Here is a 19,042-nt window from a genome sequence, read left to right as displayed (position 1 = left end):
CGAGAACGCCGAGATCGCTGAGCAAGACTTTGAGATTAATATTTCTATTTTTCTCTGCGCTCTTTGCGCTCTCAGCGGTGAATAATTTTTTAGAACGGTGACTTCACCAGGTTCCAGGTCGGGCTGTTGATGGCCATGTCGATATCACGGGCGAAGATTTCAAAACCCTCATAGGCGTGATAAGGCCCCGAATAATCCCAGCTGTGCATCTGGCGGAAGGGCAGCCCCATCTTCTGGAAGACGTACTTTTCCTTGATGCCGGAAGCGACCAGATCGGGCTTGATCTCCTTGGCGAAGATTTCCAGCTCCATCTCCGAGGCGTCGTCGAACACCAGAGAACCTTTGGGCATTTCGGGATAGGTGCGGTCGTAGTCGTCGGTATGGGCAAATTCATAACCCGAACCGACACAGACCAGCCCCAGATCTTCGTAGGCGCCGATAGTGTGACGCGGCCGCAGACCGCCGACAAAGATCATGACCTTCTTGCCCTCGAGACGTGGGCGGTATTCGTCGATGATCGCCTGCATGATGGGATCGTACTTGGCGATGACCCGCTCGACGTTTTCCTTGATCTTGTCGTCGAAGCGCTCGGCGATGGCGCGCAGGCTTTCCTTGATCTTGGTCGGGCCGAAGAAGTTGAATTCGAGCCAGGGAATGCCGTACTTCTCTTCCATGACCTTGCACATATAGTTCATGGAACGGTAGCAATGGATCAGGTTGAGCTTGACCTTGTGGGTCGCGGCGATGTGCTCGATCTGGCCGTCGCCGGTCCACTGGGCCTTGACGTTAAGACCGATCTCTTCAAGGACCTTGACCGCCGCCCAGATATCTCCGCCGATGTTGTAGTCGCCGATCAGGGCGATATCGTAGGGCCCCGCCTCTTCCTCGAATTCGCGGGTGCCGATGACATGGTCGCGGATGCTGTCGTTGGAAATGTGGTGGCCCAGGGACTGGGACACGCCGCGGAATCCTTCACAATTGCAGGGGATTACCGGCAGCTCGAGTTCGCCGGCCATTTTCTTGGCGGTGGCGTTGATGTCGTCACCGATGAGGCCCACCGGGCACTCCGAGAGTACCGAAACGCCCTTGGCCAGGGGGAAAAGCTCGGTGACCTCGCGGCAGATTTTTTCAAGCTTCTTGTCACCGCCGTAAACGATGTCTTTTTCCTGAAAGTCCGAGGTGAACTGCATGCCGGAAAAGGTCGAAACGCCCGGCACACCCTTGGTCAGGTTGCGGCGCGTGCCCCAACTGTACCAGCCGCAACCCACCGGTCCGTGGCTGATGTGCACCATGTCGCGGATCGGCCCCCACACCACGCCCTTGGCTCCGGCGTAGGCGCAGCCGCGCGCGCTCATGACGCCGGGCACGGTTTTCTTGTTGGAGCGCACCGCGCAACCCTTATCCTCCGGATCGTTGGCGGCGAGATGAGGCGCGCGCTTTTTCTTGGCTTTGGCCGGGTAGAGCTCGAGAGTTTCCTCGATAAGCTTTGCGGCTTTTTCCTTGCTCAGGCCCTCGACTTCGGGCTTGACCTTAGGGTCTTTATCACCAGGCTGATACATAAGCAGCTCCTGTTTGTGGGTGTTGATCCATGTTTCCCGTAGGGGCAAGGCATGCCTTGCCCTGGGCGACGCATGCGTCGCCCCTACAAAGCCGCGTCAGGCGTTTTCAGCCTTGCCGACGATGGTTTCGTCTTCGGCTTCCATGATGCCGAACTCCATGAGCAGATCTTCGAGTTCTTCAATCTCCAGCGGCGTGGGAATTACCAGTTTCTTGTTTTCTGCAATCTTCTGTGCCAGCTGGCGATACTCTTCGGCCTGCTGATGTTCGGGAGAATATTCGATAACCGTCATGCGCCGCAGTTCGGCGCGCTGCACCTGGTTGTCGCGGGGCACGAAGTGAATCATCTGGGTGCCGAGACGCTCGGCCAGGGCCTCGATAAGATCGGCCTCGCGGTCGGTGTTGCGGCTGTTGCAGATCAGGCCGGCGAGGCGCACGCTGCCCGAAGAGGCGTATTTGACGATGCCTTTGCAGATATTGTTGGCGGCGTACATGGCCATCATCTCGCCGGAAACAACGATATAAATCTCTTCCGCCTTGTTTTCACGGATGGGCATGGCGAAGCCGCCGCACACCACGTCGCCGAGAACGTCGTAGAAAACGTAATCGAGATCGTCGGTGTAGGCGCCTTCTTCCTCACAGAAGTTGATGGCGGTGATGACGCCGCGGCCGGCGCAACCGACGCCCGGCTCGGGACCGCCGGATTCGACGCACTTGACGCCGCCGTAGCCGACTTTGAGCACATCGTCAAGCTCCAGATCCTCAACGGTTCCCAGTTCACGCACCTTGTCCATAACCGTGGCCTGCGCCTTTGCGTGCAGGATCAGGCGGGTCGAGTCGGCCTTGGGGTCGCAGCCGATGATCAAAACTTTTTGACCGAGGGCGGCCAGACCCGCGACGGTGTTCTGGGTGGTGGTGGATTTGCCGATGCCGCCTTTGCCGTAGATTGCGATCTGACGCAGCTTTTTCTCTCTCATGATGATTCTCCTGTTTACGGTGGATGTGCGGCGCGGGGACGACTCTTCCCAGGCGGCATCGCCATTGAATTCGCGGGAAGCAGCGACCAGACGTCGCAAAAAATAGAAAGCCCCACCCGAAAAAATTCGGATGAGGCCTCTTTGCCTGTTGCGGCTCCGCCGTGGCGCCGCAAAATGAATACCTGAGCTGTGAACAAACAAAAAGCCCGCGGGATCGCGATGATCCCAGCGGGCGCCATTGCCTGACTGAAATGCGTGAGGCACGTCTTCGTGCCTGCTTACGTCTTCTCTATTAGCAGGGGGTGTGCCAAATCTCCACGTATCGGACAACACTCTGTAAAATCAAGGTTTTTCAAAAGATCGCAGGTGCCTCACGGTTCCCGCCGCACCCAACAGGTGCTTACATCTTGAGCACCCCCTGCGCAGCAAACAATCAGCAACGCTCTCAAAAGTAATCCTGCAGCCCCTCCTTGAGAACCTCATAGGGCTGGATGGCGGAAAATTGCGAGAAATCCCCCCCATTCCGCAAATTGTGAAGAAAATCCATTGCCTTGCCGCCGGTCAGAGTGGTTTCGTTGCAAACCGCGCGGCGCTCGATAATGATCTTGCGTCCCCCATTGATACGCACCTCGGTAAAAGGGTTGCGGTAGCTGACCGCCGCCCGCTGCGCCGCCTCAGCATAACTCACGCGCAGTTCCTGCTCATCCACGGCCACCAGGTGCACCAGGTCGGGGTGAAAGAACAGACGGTCCTTGGCGCGGCTCAGATTCCACATCCCGGCGGCGGCGCCGTGTTGCTCAAAATCCCGGCACCGGCGCTGGAGCCCTTCTGGGCTGCCGGTCAACGCCAGGCTGCGGATGTATCCCGCCGTACTTAAAGCCTCATGTTCCTTTTTGACGAATGGACCGTTGCGTCGACGCGCCGCCTGGGCCTGGCAGCGATTTTTGTAGACAAAAGAGCAGTAGTTGATGGGCAGGTCGATGTCGCCGGCGAGACTGTCGCGCAGCAATTCCAGGGCGGTGAGTTCCGATTCAAGGACGGTAACCTTTTCGCCATGCAGAAAGGTGTAGCCGCGTCCCTGAAATTTATCGAAACTATACGGGGTCAAACGCAGTTGGTGCAGATTGAGGTGGGCGATGCCTTGCGCGGCCATTTCCCTGATTTTGACGCGGAGCTGTTCCTTTTCTTCAGGTACTGCGGGAATTTCCACCGTCACGGTGGGAATCATCGCCACCGCAGACGCGGCCTTGGTGAGATGATAATCGGTGGCGCCGATATCGAAACGGATCTCGTCGAGACCCGCGTCGCGCAGCTGCCCAAGAATCTCCCCAGTAAGCAAGGTCCCGTTGGTGTAGAGCCAGGTGTGGACAACGCCGCCGAAGCGCTTCTTGACCGCCTTGAGATAACTCAGAGTGCGCTCGGGAGTGAGCAGAGGTTCCCCGCCGCTGAAACTCACACCGCGGAAGCCGAAGGTGGCGATATAATCGACATAGTCTTGAGGCTCGGGAAATTCAAGGGAGTTGGTGATGGGTCGCCCAATCTGCTCCTGTTCGGAGGGGCAATAGAAACAGGTGCAATTGCACTTGCCGTTGATAAACAGGCACGACCAGGCGCCCGCTACGCAAATAGCACAACCGGGCGCGAGGCGGTTGCAGTCGAGCTTGGTGCCGCCACAACCGATGGCCGCCTTGCCCGCCAGCGCGTTGAGAAGTTCGTCGCGCCGGGCACGCGCCGCGGCGGCCTGTTCCGCAGTGGGAAATTTCAGCAGCGCGTAACGCTCGCCGTATTCCTCGCGATTGCGGGCAATGATCTGATCTCGCTCCATAGACCTCCATGAAAACAGTCGAAATGGCCCTAAGGTGAAGCGAATTATACCGGCAAACGCGGAAAATAAGCTGCAGAATATTTTTCAGATCTTGCGCCATGATGCGTCGAGAGAGGGGGACATCGACGGTAATTTTTATGGCCAAAGATTGCTGCAACGCTGCAGCCAGCGGCCAAAGCGCACTGGCCCAGGGATGCAATGACGTTGGTTAGGGGGGGGTAAAAAGCTATAAAATCGCCACCGCCGCCTTGGCCAGGGCCAGAAAACCCTGGGGCAACACACCCAGCAGGACGATGGCCAGAATCAGCACATAGCCGAGCAGGCGGGTGCCGAATCCCAGGGACAGAGTTTCGCCACCCTCTTCCGCGCTCAGGTAGGCGGCACGCACAATCTTCAGATAGAAGAAAATGGAAATCGCGGCATTGACCAGGCCGAGAACCACCAGCCCATGGAAACCCTGCTGGAAAGCGGCGGTGAACACCACGAATTTGCCGGTAAAACCGATGGTCGGCGGAATTCCGGCGAGGCTGAATGCGCCAGCGGCCAGAGTGAAGGCGAGCAGAGGAGAGCGCCGATAAAGACCCTTGAGGTCGTCCAGGGACAGATTGCGGCTATCGCCGCTGAGGTGATAGAGAACGAAAAAGCAGGCCAGATTCATCAGCAGATAGCCCAGTGCGTAATAAATGGCTCCCGCCTGACCGAGTGGATTGCCGGCGAGGATGCCAAGCAGCATATAGCCGGCATGGGCGATGCTCGAATAGGCGAGCAGGCGCTTGATATCGTTTTGCACCAGAGCGGCCAGATTGCCGACGGTCATGGACAGCACTGCGAGAATTCCCAGAACCCAGGTCAATTGCGTGATGTCTACCCCGGCAAGACTCACCAGGCGCAGCAACAGAATGACCGCGCCCAGCTTGGGCAGGGTGGCGACGAAACCAGCCGTTTCATTGGCCGCGCCCTGGTAGACATCGGGTGTCCAGAAATGCATGGGAAACAGCGCCAGTTTATAGAAAAATCCGCACAGCAGCAGCACCATGCCCGGCACCGCCAGGGGCTGGGAGGCGATCAACTCGGGCAGCAGAGGACCAAGTTGGGCAAGATAGGTGGTCCCGCTCAGACCGAAGATGTAGCTCATGCCGAACAGGCTCAGGCCCGAAGCCGCGGCGCCAAACAGGACGTACTTGATGCCCGCCTCGTACTGCTCGCGGCTGTGCTGCGGCTGGCGGAAAGGAATGGCGACAAACAGGGCGTAGGAAGAGATTTCCAGGGCGAGGAAGATGGTCACCAACTCCACCGCGCTGCTCAGCATGACCAGCCCCAGGGTGCTGAGAGTGAGGAAAAAGTAGTATTCGGGGCGCAGGCGCTGTTCGATGCCGCGCAGCCCAGGCCCCGCCCAGGCCACCAGCACCAGCCCGGCGCAGAGAATCATTTTGAACAACTGGGAGAGCATGTCGATCTGGTAGGCGTCGTAGAACAGCCTTCCCGCCTGATTGAAGGTGACGGCGGAGGCAAGCAGGGCCAGGGTCGAGAACACCATGACCGCCCCCTGGAGAAAACCGGTGCGCGGCCGTCCCAGGGAAGCGAAGAAGCATATCAGGGCGAGCAGGATCAGCAGCAGTTCGGGCAGAAAAAGCATGGTTTCCATAATGCGTCCGAAATCAGAAGTTGGCCGCGGGCGGCGCCGATGAAGAGAACAGCTCTCCCAGCTTGTCGCCTAGCCCGCTCATGACATGCAGGGTTTCCTCGCCCACGCCGGCCTCCATCTGCTGCAGCAGATGGGCGACGCTGGCATCCATGACGTCGAGCAGGGGGGCGGGATAAAAGCCGATCCAGAACACGAAGATCGTCAGAAAGCTCAGGGTGCCGATCTCACGCAGATTGAGGTCGCGCAGCACGTGGTGACCACCCTCCTGCCCTTCCTGGGAATCCTCGGCATGATGCCCGTGGCCGTCCGAATCGGCCCACACCATGCGCTGCAGAAGGCGCAGCATATAGGCGGCGGCGAGAATCGCACCGACCACCGCCAGAGCGCCGACCAGGGGATACTTGGAAAAAGCGGCAAGCAGCACCAGGAACTCACTGACGAAGCTGTTGGTGCCGGGGAAGCCGAAGGATGAGAGACTGAAAATACCGAGGAACAGCACGAAAATCGGCATCATCGCGCCGAGGGCCGAATTGACACTGATCTCGCGGCTGTGGGTGCGCTCGTAGATAATGCCGATGAGGATAAACAGGGCGCCGGTGGTGATGCCGTGGTTGATCATCTGCAGCATTGCACCCTTGATGCCCTGGTCGTTGAGCAGAAAGATCCCCAGGGTGACAAAACCCATGTGACCGACGCTTGAATAGGCGATCAGCTTTTTGATATCGGTCTGACCCAGGGCCAGATAACCGCCGACCACAATGGAGATCAGCGACAGGGCGAGGAGCCAGGGCATGAAATAGTAGGTCGCTTCCGGTGCCATGGGCAGGCAGAAACGCAAGAATCCGTAGCCGCCCAACTTGAGCATGATGCTCGCCAGAATCACACTGCCGGCGGTGGGCGCCTCAACGTGGGCGGCGGGCAACCAGGTGTGCAGGGGAAACATGGGCACCTTGACGGCAAAGGCCAGGGTGCAGCCGAGGAAGATCCAGGCCTGGAAGGTAAAGCTGTAGGGCTGCCCCATGAGTTCGGGGATAAAGAAGGTGCCGGTATGCACGTAGAGCGCGATGATCGATGCCAGAAAGAAGATGCTGCCGGCGAAGGTGTAAAGGAAATACTTGATGGAGGCGTAGTCCTTGCGCGGTCCGCCCCAGATGGCGATCATCAAATACATGGGAATCAGCATGGCTTCCCAGAACAGGAAAAACAGCAGCGTGTTGAGACTGACAAACACCCCGATCATGGCGGTTTCGATGACCAGCAGCACGAAGATGAATTCCTTCATGCGCTCCTTGATGTAGCTCCAGGAGCAGAGCACGCACAGGGGCATGACAAACGTGGTGAGCATGACCAGGAGCATGCTGATGCCGTCGACTCCAACCACGTAATCGAGCCCCAGGGCCGGCAGCCAGGTACGCAGTTCGACGAACTGGTACTGGGCGGTGGACGCATCGAACTGAGTGTAGAGGGGCAAGGAAGCCAGGGCCGTCACCAGGGTCACCGCGAACCCCCAGAGCAGCAGCGCCCGGTCGCTCTTGAACAGCAGCGCCAGCAGCGCGCCGATCAGCGGCAGCAATAACAGCACCGAGATGATGGGGTAGCTCAGGTCATTGAAGATCAGATACTGTTCCACGATGGTTCCTTGGATGTAGGGGCAAGGCATGCCTTGCCCAGGGCGGCGCATGCGCCGCCCCTACGGTTTGCTTCCTGGTAACTGTTCAGCATGCAGCGCAGGCCGCGGCGGCACCGCCTGCGGTGAAAACTCGCCTGCGGCTCAAACATTCACCGTGACACGCAACCGCCACGGCCTGCGGCACGACTGAGCATTGCCGCTGAATAGTTACGTTCGTGTATTTACAGTGCCGGTATGTGCCTAAATAAAAAGCACTACCACCAGCACCGCCAGCAGCGCCAGCACCGCGCCGCCGATGTACTGCTGGATGCGCCCGGTCTGCAGGCGACGCAGCCGGTCGCCGCCGTCGACCACGCCACGCGCGGCGCCGTCGATGGTCCAGTCGATGCCCTCGCGGTCAAACCAGGTGAAAGCACGTGCCGCCGCCATGGTCAGGCGCGTACCTATGGTGCGATAAACGTTGCTCACCCATTCGTTGGCCGCAACCACCGGACCCGCGGCAAAGCGCATGAAACGCAGCGAACCCTTGCGGTAAAACCAGTCGATATCCAGAACATAGACGCTGTGGGGTTTAAGATATTTAACCATCAGATAAAAACCCAAACCGGTGAAGCCGAAAATCTGGAAGGTCTCCGAAAGATGGTAAGCGGTGTAAGGCTGATACTCCACCGGATAGGGCAGCATGCTGTAGAGCGCCCCGGGAAACATCCCGAGGAAAATGCAGACAAAGGCCGCCATGGCCATGGCGAGTTGCATGTTCCAGGGCGCCTCCTTGGCCTGCACGCCCGAATCGCGGCCGAACCAGATGAAATACGGCAGCTTGATGCCGACGGAGAGAAAGGTACCGACCCCGGCCAGGGTCAGCATAATCAGCAAGATGATCTGATGATTCTCGCCCGCTGCGGCGACGATCATAGACTTGCTGATGAAGCCGCTGGTCAGGGGGAAGCCCGAAATGGCCAGGCCGCCGATGACGGTGAACACCATCGTCCACGGCATGTATTTATAGAGTCCGCCGAGTTCGCTGAGCTTGGAGCGTCCGGTCATTTCCAGAACCGCGCCCGCGCCCATGAAGAGCAGCGCCTTGTAGACGATATGAGCGTAGGCGTGGGCGGCCGTGCCGTTGAGGGCCATGGCGGTGCCGATGCCGACCCCGCACACCATGTAGCCGACCTGACTGACCACGTGATAGGCAAGAATGCGCCGCGCATCGTTTTCGATGACGGCGTAGGCGACGCCGTAGAGGGCCATGACAGCGCCGAGAATGGCCAGCACCTCAAATCCGGGAAAACCTCGCGCCAGCACGTAGACCGCAGTCTTGGTGGTGAAGGCGCACATGAACACCGCGCCGGTCACGGTGGCCTCGGGATAGGCGTCGGGCAGCCAGGCGTGAATCGGCGGCACCGCGGCGTTGAGGATAAAGCCGATCATCACCAGGTATTCGGCCCAGCCCGCGCCCTCCTGGGTGAACATGCCGAAGGACAGATCATGGCCGCTCTGATACAGCAGAAAAATCCCCGCCAGCAGCACCAGGCCACCGGCAACATGGACCAGCAGATAGCGATATCCGGCCTCGATGGAGCGCTGCTTCTTGCGATACCAGATGAGGAAAGTCGAGGCAAAAGCCATCAGTTCCCAGAAAATGAACAGCGTCAGATAATCTCCGGCCAGCGTGACGCCGAAGGAGCCGGCTACATAGAGAAAGGCGGCGATATGCTGGCCGCTCTCCTTGACCTGCAAGGCAAAAATGCTGCCCATCAGGGCCATCAGCGCAAAGACGTGAAGAAAGATAAAGGTCAGCCGGTCGACCCGGCCGAATTGCAGTTCAAAGCCGAGATAGGACACCCGACCGAAACTTTCCGGCAGGAAATGAATGAGGGCCAGGGCGATGAGGGGGATGAGCACCAGCCAGACCTTCTGCACCCCAAGACGCCGAGACAGGGGCATAAGCAATGCGCCGAGGATGAACCAGCTCGCCGGGTGGATGAAGATGCTAGCGGTCATAATAATCCTCCTCCCGCTCCAACAGGACGTGGGAGAGTCCTTTGAATATTACGATCAGCGCCAAGCAGCCCAGCAACCCGAACAGGGACCAGAAACCGATGATCTGATCACCCCAGAAGTGAGGGTCATGACGTTCAATCACAAAGTCAAAGGCCACCGCAAACACCAGAAAGACAAAGAAAATGCCTTTGAGTACAGCTACGCGCTCGCGCAGATATCCGATCCAGCGTGCCATCATGAGCCCACCATCAGCTTGATCGTGTTTAAGAAAAGATCGGGCCAGATACCGATCAGCACCGAAATAAGACCCGTTATCACCAAGGGTACGACCATGAGCAGAACCAGCGGTTGTCTCTCCAGACTGCCCGTCGCCTCATCCCCGGGAAGCGGCTTGGCAAAAAAAGCTTTATAAAAAATCGGCACGAAATAGCCGGCATTGAGCAGACCGCTCGCCAGCAACACCACGAGCAGCACCAGACTGCCGGCATCCATAGCTCCCAGAGCCAGATACCACTTGGTAACGAAGCCGCTCACCGGCGGCGCGCCGATCATGCTCAGCGACGCCAGGCCAAAAGCGATGAGAGTCAGGGGCATGCGCCAACCCAGGCCGCCCAGTTCGGAGATATCCTTCTTGCCTGAGGCCACGTAAATGGCACCGGCAGCAAAGAACAGCGTGATCTTGGCAAAGGCGTGGTTGGCGATATGCAGCAGCCCACCGGTGATGGCGTGAGGGGTGAGCATGGCCACACCGAGGACGATATAGGAGAGCTGGCTGACCGTCGAATAGGCGAGCCGGGCCTTGAGATTGGTCTGGGTCAGGGCAATGACCGAGGCGGCCAGAATCGTAAAGGAAACGAAATACGCGGTGAACATGCCCAGGCCGGTGACATCGAGCAGGTCGATACCGAACACCGAGAGCATCACCCGGCAGATGGAGAACACCCCGACCTTGACCACCACCACCGCATGGAGCAGGGCGCTGACCGGAGTCGGCGCGACCATGGCATCGGGCAGCCAGTTGTGGAAAGGCATGATACCGGCCTTGGCGAACCCGAACAGGCACAGCAGATAGGCAACGATCACCAGCAGGCGGTCCGCCTCGGCGGGGAAGATACCGCTTGCGATCCCGGCCATGTTGAAATCAAGGGTGCCGGTCAGCACGTAGACCAGGGCCATGGCCGGCAACAGAAAGGCCTTGGAGGTGAACATCAAGTAAATTAAATACTTGCGCGCCCCGGCGTAGCCCTCCTTGTCCTGATGATGCATGACCAGAGGATAGGTGAAAATCGAGACGATCTCGTAAAACAGGTAGAGAGTGAAGAGGTTTGCGGAAAAAGCCGCGCCCATGGCCGCGCCCACCGACACCGCGTAGCACACGTAGAAGCGCGTCTGCGCGTGCTCGTTAAGGCCGCGCATGTAGCCGATGCAGTAAATGGAAGCCAGGATCCACAGAAACGACGCGGTGCCGGCGAAGATCAGGCCGAGGGGATCGAGGTAAAAACTAACGCTGATGCCCGGATAGAGCGTCACCAGGGTCAGGGCGTAGCCGCCGCCGGCGAGAACCGTAGGCGCCAGCATCAGCACCGAAATAAAGGTGAGCACCGCTCCCACGAAAGAGCAGCTCTCGCGCAGATTGGGGCTGCGGCCCGTGGCCATGACGAGTGCCCCCGTCACCATGGGGATGAGGGTTGCCAGCAGGACTTTGGACGTGATTATGGGTTCCATGTATTCGCCTGGTCCTAAGAATTTAGCCGCGCAAATCGTCGATGGCCTGGGGATCGACGCTGTGGAAGCGGCGATGGATGGCGATGACGAGACTGATGACGATAGCAGCCTCGGCCGCGGCGATCCCCATGACGAAGAGGGTGAAGGCCTGACCGACGGCCGGATCCGGTGCCGTGAAGCGATTGAATGCCATGAAGTTGACTCCCGCGCCGGCCAGCATCAACTCGACGGAGATCAGCATGCCGATGAGTGAGCGATGCCGGATCATCCCGTAGAGGCCGACGAAGAGGAGGAAGGCGCCGATGACCAGATAGGTTGTGAGATTATCGCTCGGCATCATGACTTATGACTCTCCTCGGGACTACGCGCGATGATGATGGCGCCGAGAATAGCGATAAGCAACACGACGGAAATGAGCTCGAAGGCCAGAACAAACTGGTGAAGGAAGCTCTCACCGAGGTGCTGCACGGAAAAGTCGCCGACACGCTCGGCAGCGGCGGCCCATTGGGTGCGGATCAGGGTGGCGCTCAACAGGACGAAGCCCGCGCCGCAGGTGCCCACGGCAAGATAGCGGTTGTTGCCGCGGCCGCGTACCTCGGCGCTCTGCGTCGGCGCGTTGCCGACCATGATGCCGAAGACAAGCATGACGCAGACCGCTCCGACATAGATCAGAATCTGCATCATCGCCATGAAGGGCGAGCCGAGATGAAAGAAGAGCCCGGCGACGCCGATGAAAGCGACCGCCAAACCCAGAACCGCATGCATCAGCTGCCGCGCCCGCACCGTGAGCAGGCTGCCGAAGAGGATCAGCACGACAAAACCGAAGAAAATGGCTTCGGCGAGAAACCTGTAAACGATCATTTCTCTTCCTCCACCATGGCAAGCAGATCGTAATGGAAGTCTTCGCGACGAAAGCCTACTTGGCGGTATTCGTTGGAGTAGTCGAGAGCATCGGTCGGACACACTTCCACGCAGGTACCGCACAAGCTGCACTTGGTGAAATCAAGCTGATAGCTGACCAGCACCAGTCCCTTGACTCCCTCGCGCTTTTCGCCCCGCAGGCTGATGCAGTCGGAGGGACACTCGCGCTCGCACATTTTGCAGGAAATGCAGCGATGCTTGAGCGGTTTGTCCTCGTCGCGCACCAGGTAGGTGTGCCCCCGGTAGTTGGGAGAGAGGGGGAGTGTTTCGCGGGGGTACTGCACGGTGACCACAGGGCGGAAGAATTCGCGCAGGGTGACCAGCATGCCGATGATCAGACTCTTGCCCCCCGTGAATATCTCGACGAAATAATCTTTCATATCTTGAGCACCACGGCGGTCACCAGGAGGTGAACCAGGGAAAAGGGAACGAGATATTTCCAGCAGAAATTCAGCAGCTGATCAAAACGCACCCGCGGAAAGGTCCAGCGGATCCAGATCATGATAATGAGCAGGGCGTAGACTTTGAAGAAGAACCACAGGGCCGAGGTGTACTCGGCATAGGGCAGCGGCGGTCCCTGCCAGCCGCCGAGAAACAGGATCACGGTGAGCGAGCAGGCGATGAACATGTAGGTGTATTCAGCCATAAAGAACAGGCTGAAGCCCATGCCGCTGTACTCGGTCATAAATCCGGCGGTCAGCTCACTCTCGGCCTCCGGCAGGTCGAAGGGTGCACGGTTGGTTTCGGCAACGGTGGCGATGAAAAAAATGAGAAACGCCACCGGCATCAGAAAAATGAACCAGAGACCCTCCTGCGCGGCAACGATCCCCTTAAGGCTGAAGGTGTTGGTCACCAGGATGACCGACAACAACGTCAGCAGCATGGGGATTTCATAGGCGACGTTCTGGGCCACCGAACGCATGGCGCCCAGCAGGGAATACTTGTTGTTGGAACCCCATCCGGCAATGAGGATGGCCAGGACGTTGATCGCCACCACCGCCAGGATGAAAATGAGGCCGATATCAAAATCACGCCCCTGGAGCTTGGGGCTGAAGGGAATGACGAGCAGGGGCAGCGCCGCCGGCGCAAAGGAAACGATGGGCGCGATGCGATAGAGGATCTTGTCCGCCTGGCGCGGAACGACCAGTTGCTTGCCGACCAGCTTGACGCCGTCGACCGCCAGCTGCAGAATGCCGTGCCAGCCAACTTCCATGGGGCCGGGGCGACGCTGAAAGCGCCCGGCGAGCTTGCGCTCCAGATAGCCCATGACCACGGCATTGCCGAAGACAATGACAATGGCGCAGACCACGGCGAAAACCATGCGCAGCAGCTCGGGGGGAAGGAAAGAGTCAGTCATCATGCCGCTCACCTGTCAATCTCCGGGATCACCAGGTCCAGAGTGCCCATGCAGGCACAGAGGTCGGAGAGGAGCATCCCGCTGCAAATCTCGGGCAGAATACTCAGGTTGGAAAAGGACGGCACCCGGATCTTCATGCGATAGGGAACCTCGCTGCCGTCCGCCGTCAGATGGTAGACCAGCTCACCCCGAGGCGACTCCACCGCATAGGAGGCGTCACCGGCCGGCAGCTTGATCTTCTTGGGCGTCTTGGCACGAAACGCACCTTCAGGCAGCCGCTCAAGAGCCTGCTCGAGAATGCGCAGGCTCTGCTCGATTTCGCGCACCCGCACCAGATAGGCGGCCATGCAATCGCCGGCGCTTTCGGTGGGGATTTCGAAGTCCAGCTCGGGATAGACCGAATAGGGCTCGGCGCGCCGGATATCATAGGCCACGCCGGTGCCGCGCAGGCAGGGGCCCGTGAGTCCGTAGCGCCGGGAAAGATCGGGGGTAAATTCGCCGATGCCCTCAATACGCTTGCGGAAGATGATGTTGCCGGTGACCAGTTTGTCGTACATGGGCATGCGCGAGCGCTGCCACTTGATGTACTCGCGAGTGCGCTCGACGAATTTTTCGTCGATATCACGCACCACCCCGCCGACGCGCATGTAGCAGTAGGTGAGGCGCGAACCGGTGACATCCTCAAGAATGTCGAGGATTTTTTCCCGATCCTCGAAAGTGTACATGATGGGCGTAAAGGCGCCGAGATCGAGCACCAGCACCCCCAGCCACAAAAGGTGGCTCTGCAGCCGGTTGAGTTCGGAGGTGATGACGCGAATGTACTCGGCCCGTGGCGTCGCTTCGATGCCGGCCAGGCGCTCGACCACGCCGACATAGCCGTGGTTGTAGATCAGCGCGGCGAGATAGTCCATGCGTGCCGCATTAGGCAGAAAACCCGGCCAGGAGCGCGATTCGGCCATCTTTTCCTGCATACGGTGGCCGTAGCCGAGTACCGGCTGCGGGTCCATGACGTATTCGCCCTCCATCTCGAGGATGACGCGCAACACCCCGTGGGTACTCGGGTGCTGCGGCCCCATGTTGAGAACGTAACGCTGGTCGTTGGTCTGCGGCGTCGTACTCATGCGCCCTCCTCCCCGCCGCCAGGGGCCGGGGACTGTTCGTCACCGCTCTGCTCGGCGCGGGTAACCGCGGCGCGATCCTTGAGTTTCTCGTCTTTTTTGAGCAACGGCTTGAGATCTTCCATGTCCTCGGCCAGCAGCAGGGGCTTGAGATTGGGATGGCCGCGAAACACGACCCCGAAAAAATCCTTGGTTTCGCGCTCGTGCCAGTCCGCGCCCTGAAAAATATCCGAGATGGTCGGCAGGGAATTGTCCTCATCGACGGCAACGCGGGCCAGAAGGCGACAGGGAAAGCTGTAGTTGGCGAACTGGTAGCTCACCTCGATGGCGGGGCGCACATGCAGGCCGGACACAAAGCTCAGGTAGAAGTCGCCCGTGCGCAGCGCTTGCGCAAAAGCACGCAGGTGCTCGGACTCCAGTAAAACCTCCAGGTGGTAGCCGCGCTGCCGGTAATCGACCTCTTGCACCCTGGCCGGCACCTTTTCCAGTTCCGCGATGACGGAATCACGAGATTCCATGGGGTCAGGCTCCTTCGGGCATCTTGTTCATGGGCACCGGGAAGCGGGTGCCGGCAATCTTTTCCTGTAACTTGAAAATCGACTCAAAGAGGGTTTCGGGGCGCGGCGGGCAGCCCGGCACATAGACATCGACGGGAATGAGGCGATCGACCCCCTCGATGACGTTGTAGTTTTCCTCCACCGCAAAGGGCCCTCCGGCGATGGCGCAGTTGCCCAGAGCGATCACATAACGCGGCGCGGCCATTTGTTCGTAGAGGGTCAACACGACCGGCGCCATCTTCTTGTTCACCGTCCCGGCGACGATCATCAGGTCGCACTGGCGCGGCGAGGGGCGAAACACCTCGGCGCCGAAGCGCGCCAGGTCAAAGCGGGCCATCCCGGCACTCATCATTTCGATGGCGCAACACGACAAGCCGAAGGTCAGCGGCCACAGTGAGTTGGCCCGGCAGAAATTGAGTACCTTTTCGACCTGGGCAAACTGAACGACGGAACCGAGACCATCGGGAGGATGACCGTCAAGCTCGCGACGGCGCGCCTCCTCGGTCTGGGTGTGTACCGTCAGGAGATCTTTTTTCTCTTCGGCCATGTAAAAACTCCTTTGGCCCAGGGATAGACAACGGTCAGAGACAGGACGAAAACGAATATGAACAGCACGATGATGCCGTGCGCACCGGAAACCAGGTGATAGGCCGCTGCCACGGGAAACAGAAAGAGGATGTCGACGGCAAAGGCGACAAAGATCAGGGCGTAGAGGTAGTAGCTGACATGAAAACGGATATCCCGGGCATCACCGAAGATATCCATGCCGCACTCATAGGGATCGAGAGTGGTTTTAAGAACTGAACGTGGATTGACCAGGTTCGACAGGACGAACGGCCCCAGGGCGGTGCAAACCCCGACCATGAGAAAGACGAAAACATAGATTAAATCGAGAAGCTGGCTCTCGGCCATAAGCGCGATCCTTTGCAGACAATGACGCTCTTGCCCGGAAAAACGAAAACCAATGGAATTTTTAACCGTTCAATATGCGCCGCAGGGCGCGGCGACACTGTTGGATGTTGCGACTGAAGAACTACAGCGTTTTTTTACCGCGACTAAAATTTTTGCGTATACAAGCATAAAGTTTCTAACGTAACTGAAATCAAAATGTCAAGCCTTTATTTGTAAATTGGTCCGACCATTGTTTTAACAAAAAACCAGGCCAATCTTGGCGCCAGCCCGGAAGCTTTGCCGCCCAGCCGGAAGAAAGTGATTGCAACAGCAGTGCCACAACCTGCCGCTACCCGAGACGCCTCGGAAAAACTCCCCTAACCTTTTGATATTGTTTACACAAAAAGCCATACCCGAGCCAACCCCGAAAGAATTCCCCCGCACTCTGGCACAAGGCGCCGCGCCGCCAAAGGTGGCGAGAAAATACCCCCTGTGGCCATCTTCCACAAATTGGCCGCAGCAAAACCGCACGGGTCTAGGGCGACGGGCTCCGTCCGTGAGCCCTGGGTGACAAACCCACCAATTGCGGGGCGAGGGCGAGAATCTCGCTGCGTACCCCAGCATCCAGACGTCGCAGCCAGGAGCCGGGCAGCGCCTCGGGACCGTAAAAGGCGCCGGCGATCATGCCGGCGATCGCTCCGGTGGTATCGGCATCGCCGCCCTGGTTGACCACGCCGACGAGACATTCTTCGAAGGTTGCGGTGGTAAACAGGTAATGGAACACGGTCTGGAGAGTTTCCACCACATAACCGCCGGCATGGCCCCGATAATCATTAAAGCGGAAATTGGGGTGAGCCGCGACCAATTCGCGGCTTAGGGCGTGCAGCGTCTGCCGGTCGGCGCCGGCCAGTGCCTGTTGCACCATGCGTCCCACGGTGATGCAGGCCGCGTCGGAAAGGGGGTGGTTATGTGTCAGGCGTGCCTGCTCCAGGGCGCAGCGCGCGAGCAGTTGCTCGTCACCCAGGGTAAACAGCGCCACGGGCAGCATGCGCATGACGGCCCCGTTGCCCGCATCCCACTCGTTGCGGCGACACTCCATCTGCCCCTTGAGCATGTAATCGCGAATACCGCGGCGACAGGTAGCGCCGATGTCGATGGGCTTGGAACGCATCCAGGCGACAAAATTATCAGCGATCGCATTGAGATCCCAGTCGCCCGCGGCCACCAGGGCGCGGGCGATGCACAGGGACATTTCCGTGTCGTCGGTGACCCGTCCCGCCTTGAGGTGCAGCCAGCCACCGCCGATGATCTTGCGGTGCACGCCAAAACGAGAGCGGATCTCTCCCGGAGTCATAAACTCGGTGGTCGCACCCAGAGCGTCGCCCAGGGCCAACCCGAGAAAAGCACCTTGAGCCCGAGACAGAACCTCACTCATCCAAAACCACCCGTCAGCACCTCGACCTCGAATTCGCCGCCCAGCACCAGAACCTCTTCCTCACCTTTAAGCAGGCTGGTCGGCAGGATGCCGGCCTGATAAAAAATTTTGCCGCGCGGCACCCGCGTTTTCATCACCTTGCTGCCGAATTCCCAGGCGCGCTCGAAATCACTGGTGAAGGAATTGAGATTGTTGAGCCGCACGACAAAGCGGTTTTGTCCCAGATCTTCGACAAGGGGATATTCATGAAAATCGTAGACCCCGCGATAAAGAACGTAGTGGCTGCGCTCCGGGCAAGAACGCGCGAGTTCTTCCTGCACGAATTCAAAGAGCACATCGAGCTGGGCATTGATGGCATTGGTGCGCGCCGCGCCCTTCATGCGATCGACCAGATAAACATAGTAGGCGTGGGAATTGAGGTCGCAAATGGGTGAGTGGTGGAAGGTCGGCGGCAGGCCGAAACGGCTCTCCACCCAGCCCTTGAGCACCGCGCCCTCCAGAGAATTGCTGTCGAACATCCAGCCGCGCAGAAAGCGCAAATAACTGTTCTTGAGGCTTTTTCGTCCCTTGGGCGAGGTTTCCTGCTGCCACTGGTGGAGCTGAAAAGTCACATCCATGTAGTCATGAAACTGCAACGCCCGCGCCCGTGGGTCCATCAACCCGGAAAGGCGCTCAAACAGGAGGCCATTGGCCTGGCGCACCCCCTGTATCTCCAGCGGTTGCGGATAAGCGTTGTACTGGCGCGAGGCAATGACCCAGGGCGGCAGGTTGCACAGATTCATGGCATAAGGGCGCATTCCAGCCCCCCCCTAGCCTTCCATGAGCAGAATTGCCTCCGCCACCTCCTTGAGGGATTTGCGCTTATCCATGGCCAGTTTCTGCATGCGGCGATAGGCTTCGGGTTCACTCATCCCCTTCTTCATCAGCATGCCCTTGGCTTTTTCGATGATCTTACGCGACTCAAGAGTGTCGCGCAGGCCGGCCACTTCTTCGCGCAAAGTCGTGACTTCCATGAAATGATGGATGGCCAGATCCACTGCGGGCAACAACTGCTCACTGCGAAAGGGCTTGACGACGTAGCTCATGACTCCGGCGAGGCGCGCGCGTTCAATGGTGGCGACATCGGCGTTGCCGGTGAGCAGCACGATGGGCGTCGGCGCCTGACTGCCTATTTTTTCAGCAGCGCTGATGCCGTCAAGAACAGGCATGGTGACGTCCATCACGATCAGCAGGGGGCGTTTGGCCAGGGCCAAATTCACGGCCTCCTGCCCGTTGGCGGCTTCGACGACTTCGTCAAAGCCATAATGGGCCAGAGTTTCCGCCGCCTGGCGGCGAATCATGGGTTCGTCATCGACGACGAGCGCGGTTTTCATCGGGACACCTCCCTGAGGTTAATTTGG

19 protein-coding genes are annotated in these 19,042 nt (G+C 59.0%); all 19 read right to left on the bottom strand.

The features are described 5' to 3' along the window. Positions 1-89: 89 nt before the first annotated feature. The gene (gene nifD, locus GFER_RS12795) at positions 90-1,559 is read right to left on the bottom strand and encodes a nitrogenase molybdenum-iron protein alpha chain (RefSeq protein ID WP_040100072.1); all 1,470 of its coding nucleotides are present in this window, start codon (positions 1,557-1,559) and stop codon (positions 90-92) included. Between the two features lie 96 nt (positions 1,560-1,655). Continuing rightward, positions 1,656-2,519 (bottom strand): nitrogenase iron protein, encoded by an 864-nt coding sequence (gene nifH / locus GFER_RS12790; protein ID WP_040100152.1) that lies wholly within the window; start codon positions 2,517-2,519, stop codon positions 1,656-1,658. Between the two features lie 460 nt (positions 2,520-2,979). Beyond that, positions 2,980-4,359 (bottom strand): radical SAM protein, encoded by a 1,380-nt coding sequence (locus tag GFER_RS12785; RefSeq protein ID WP_052446379.1) that lies wholly within the window; start codon positions 4,357-4,359, stop codon positions 2,980-2,982. A gap of 226 nt (positions 4,360-4,585) precedes the next feature. Next, complete coding sequence (locus tag GFER_RS12780; RefSeq protein ID WP_040100071.1) at positions 4,586-6,004, bottom strand: NADH-quinone oxidoreductase subunit N; 1,419 nt, start codon at positions 6,002-6,004, stop codon at positions 4,586-4,588. Between the two features lie 13 nt (positions 6,005-6,017). Beyond that, positions 6,018-7,634 (bottom strand): complex I subunit 4 family protein, encoded by a 1,617-nt coding sequence (locus GFER_RS12775; RefSeq protein WP_052446378.1) that lies wholly within the window; start codon positions 7,632-7,634, stop codon positions 6,018-6,020. A gap of 240 nt (positions 7,635-7,874) precedes the next feature. Beyond that, on the bottom strand, positions 7,875-9,638 hold the full coding sequence (locus GFER_RS12770) for a Na(+)/H(+) antiporter subunit D (protein WP_040100070.1): 1,764 nt from the start codon (positions 9,636-9,638) through the stop codon (positions 7,875-7,877). Further along, a complete protein-coding gene (locus GFER_RS12765) occupies positions 9,628-9,876 on the bottom strand; it encodes a hypothetical protein (protein WP_139172165.1) in 249 nt (82 codons plus the stop codon). Before GFER_RS12765 ends, GFER_RS12770 begins: the two co-directional genes overlap by 11 nt. After that, positions 9,873-11,363: a monovalent cation/H+ antiporter subunit D family protein gene (locus GFER_RS12760; protein WP_040100069.1), complete on the bottom strand. Its 1,491-nt coding sequence runs from the start codon at positions 11,361-11,363 to the stop codon at positions 9,873-9,875. Before GFER_RS12760 ends, GFER_RS12765 begins: the two co-directional genes overlap by 4 nt. Before the next feature lie 22 nt (positions 11,364-11,385). Beyond that, positions 11,386-11,703, bottom strand: a complete 318-nt coding sequence (gene nuoK / locus GFER_RS12755; RefSeq protein WP_082048067.1) for an NADH-quinone oxidoreductase subunit NuoK — start codon at positions 11,701-11,703, stop codon at positions 11,386-11,388. After that, complete coding sequence (locus tag GFER_RS12750; protein WP_040100068.1) at positions 11,700-12,224, bottom strand: NADH-quinone oxidoreductase subunit J family protein; 525 nt, start codon at positions 12,222-12,224, stop codon at positions 11,700-11,702. The genes nuoK and GFER_RS12750 overlap by 4 nt, the downstream gene beginning before the upstream one ends. After that, complete coding sequence (locus GFER_RS12745) at positions 12,221-12,664, bottom strand: NuoI/complex I 23 kDa subunit family protein (RefSeq protein WP_040100067.1); 444 nt, start codon at positions 12,662-12,664, stop codon at positions 12,221-12,223. The genes GFER_RS12750 and GFER_RS12745 overlap by 4 nt, the downstream gene beginning before the upstream one ends. Continuing rightward, the gene (gene nuoH, locus GFER_RS12740) at positions 12,661-13,644 is read right to left on the bottom strand and encodes an NADH-quinone oxidoreductase subunit NuoH (protein WP_139172166.1); all 984 of its coding nucleotides are present in this window, start codon (positions 13,642-13,644) and stop codon (positions 12,661-12,663) included. Before nuoH ends, GFER_RS12745 begins: the two co-directional genes overlap by 4 nt. Positions 13,645-13,649: 5 nt before the next feature. Next, entirely contained in the window at positions 13,650-14,762 is a 1,113-nt protein-coding gene (locus GFER_RS12735) for an NADH-quinone oxidoreductase subunit D (protein WP_040100066.1), read from the bottom strand. After that, positions 14,759-15,277, bottom strand: coding sequence for an NADH-quinone oxidoreductase subunit C (locus tag GFER_RS12730; protein WP_052446376.1), 519 nt, complete (start codon positions 15,275-15,277; stop codon positions 14,759-14,761). The genes GFER_RS12735 and GFER_RS12730 overlap by 4 nt, the downstream gene beginning before the upstream one ends. Before the next feature lie 4 nt (positions 15,278-15,281). Next, positions 15,282-15,863 (bottom strand): NADH-quinone oxidoreductase subunit B, encoded by a 582-nt coding sequence (locus GFER_RS12725; RefSeq protein WP_040100065.1) that lies wholly within the window; start codon positions 15,861-15,863, stop codon positions 15,282-15,284. Beyond that, positions 15,836-16,228 carry an NADH-quinone oxidoreductase subunit A gene (locus GFER_RS12720; protein WP_040100064.1) on the bottom strand — a complete coding sequence of 131 codons (393 nt, stop codon included), beginning with the start codon at positions 16,226-16,228 and terminating at the stop codon, positions 15,836-15,838. The genes GFER_RS12725 and GFER_RS12720 overlap by 28 nt, the downstream gene beginning before the upstream one ends. Positions 16,229-16,742: 514 nt before the next feature. Next, positions 16,743-17,642: an ADP-ribosyl-[dinitrogen reductase] hydrolase gene (gene draG / locus GFER_RS12715; RefSeq protein WP_040100063.1), complete on the bottom strand. Its 900-nt coding sequence runs from the start codon at positions 17,640-17,642 to the stop codon at positions 16,743-16,745. Next, positions 17,639-18,439, bottom strand: a complete 801-nt coding sequence (locus GFER_RS12710; protein WP_040100062.1) for an NAD(+)--dinitrogen-reductase ADP-D-ribosyltransferase — start codon at positions 18,437-18,439, stop codon at positions 17,639-17,641. The genes draG and GFER_RS12710 overlap by 4 nt, the downstream gene beginning before the upstream one ends. A 12-nt stretch (positions 18,440-18,451) precedes the next feature. Further along, positions 18,452-19,015: an ANTAR domain-containing response regulator gene (locus GFER_RS12705; protein WP_040100061.1), complete on the bottom strand. Its 564-nt coding sequence runs from the start codon at positions 19,013-19,015 to the stop codon at positions 18,452-18,454. Positions 19,016-19,042 lie beyond the last annotated feature (27 nt).

Origin of the sequence: Geoalkalibacter ferrihydriticus DSM 17813 (assembly GCF_000820505.1) — a bacterium.
Taxonomy (GTDB): domain Bacteria; phylum Desulfobacterota; class Desulfuromonadia; order Desulfuromonadales; family Geoalkalibacteraceae; genus Geoalkalibacter; species Geoalkalibacter ferrihydriticus.
The sequence above is the reverse complement of the archived record's forward strand: the minus strand, read 5'-3'. Positions and strand labels throughout refer to the sequence as shown.

Coding starts and splice junctions, on each gene's coding strand:
- nuoK (WP_082048067.1), bottom strand. CDS start 11,703: ATGATGCCGAGCGATAATCTCACAACCTATCTGGTCATCGGCGCCTTC.
- GFER_RS12720 (WP_040100064.1), bottom strand. CDS start 16,228: ATGGCCGAGAGCCAGCTTCTCGATTTAATCTATGTTTTCGTCTTTCTC.
- GFER_RS12710 (WP_040100062.1), bottom strand. CDS start 18,439: ATGCGCCCTTATGCCATGAATCTGTGCAACCTGCCGCCCTGGGTCATT.
- GFER_RS12750 (WP_040100068.1), bottom strand. CDS start 12,224: ATGATCGTTTACAGGTTTCTCGCCGAAGCCATTTTCTTCGGTTTTGTC.
- GFER_RS12745 (WP_040100067.1), bottom strand. CDS start 12,664: ATGAAAGATTATTTCGTCGAGATATTCACGGGGGGCAAGAGTCTGATC.
- GFER_RS12705 (WP_040100061.1), bottom strand. CDS start 19,015: ATGAAAACCGCGCTCGTCGTCGATGACGAACCCATGATTCGCCGCCAG.
- GFER_RS12730 (WP_052446376.1), bottom strand. CDS start 15,277: ATGGAATCTCGTGATTCCGTCATCGCGGAACTGGAAAAGGTGCCGGCC.
- draG (WP_040100063.1), bottom strand. CDS start 17,642: ATGAGTGAGGTTCTGTCTCGGGCTCAAGGTGCTTTTCTCGGGTTGGCC.
- GFER_RS12760 (WP_040100069.1), bottom strand. CDS start 11,363: ATGGAACCCATAATCACGTCCAAAGTCCTGCTGGCAACCCTCATCCCC.
- GFER_RS12765 (WP_139172165.1), bottom strand. CDS start 9,876: ATGATGGCACGCTGGATCGGATATCTGCGCGAGCGCGTAGCTGTACTC.
- GFER_RS12785 (WP_052446379.1), bottom strand. CDS start 4,359: ATGGAGCGAGATCAGATCATTGCCCGCAATCGCGAGGAATACGGCGAG.
- nifD (WP_040100072.1), bottom strand. CDS start 1,559: ATGTATCAGCCTGGTGATAAAGACCCTAAGGTCAAGCCCGAAGTCGAG.
- GFER_RS12780 (WP_040100071.1), bottom strand. CDS start 6,004: ATGGAAACCATGCTTTTTCTGCCCGAACTGCTGCTGATCCTGCTCGCC.
- GFER_RS12735 (WP_040100066.1), bottom strand. CDS start 14,762: ATGAGTACGACGCCGCAGACCAACGACCAGCGTTACGTTCTCAACATG.
- GFER_RS12725 (WP_040100065.1), bottom strand. CDS start 15,863: ATGGCCGAAGAGAAAAAAGATCTCCTGACGGTACACACCCAGACCGAG.
- nuoH (WP_139172166.1), bottom strand. CDS start 13,644: ATGATGACTGACTCTTTCCTTCCCCCCGAGCTGCTGCGCATGGTTTTC.
- GFER_RS12770 (WP_040100070.1), bottom strand. CDS start 9,638: ATGACCGCTAGCATCTTCATCCACCCGGCGAGCTGGTTCATCCTCGGC.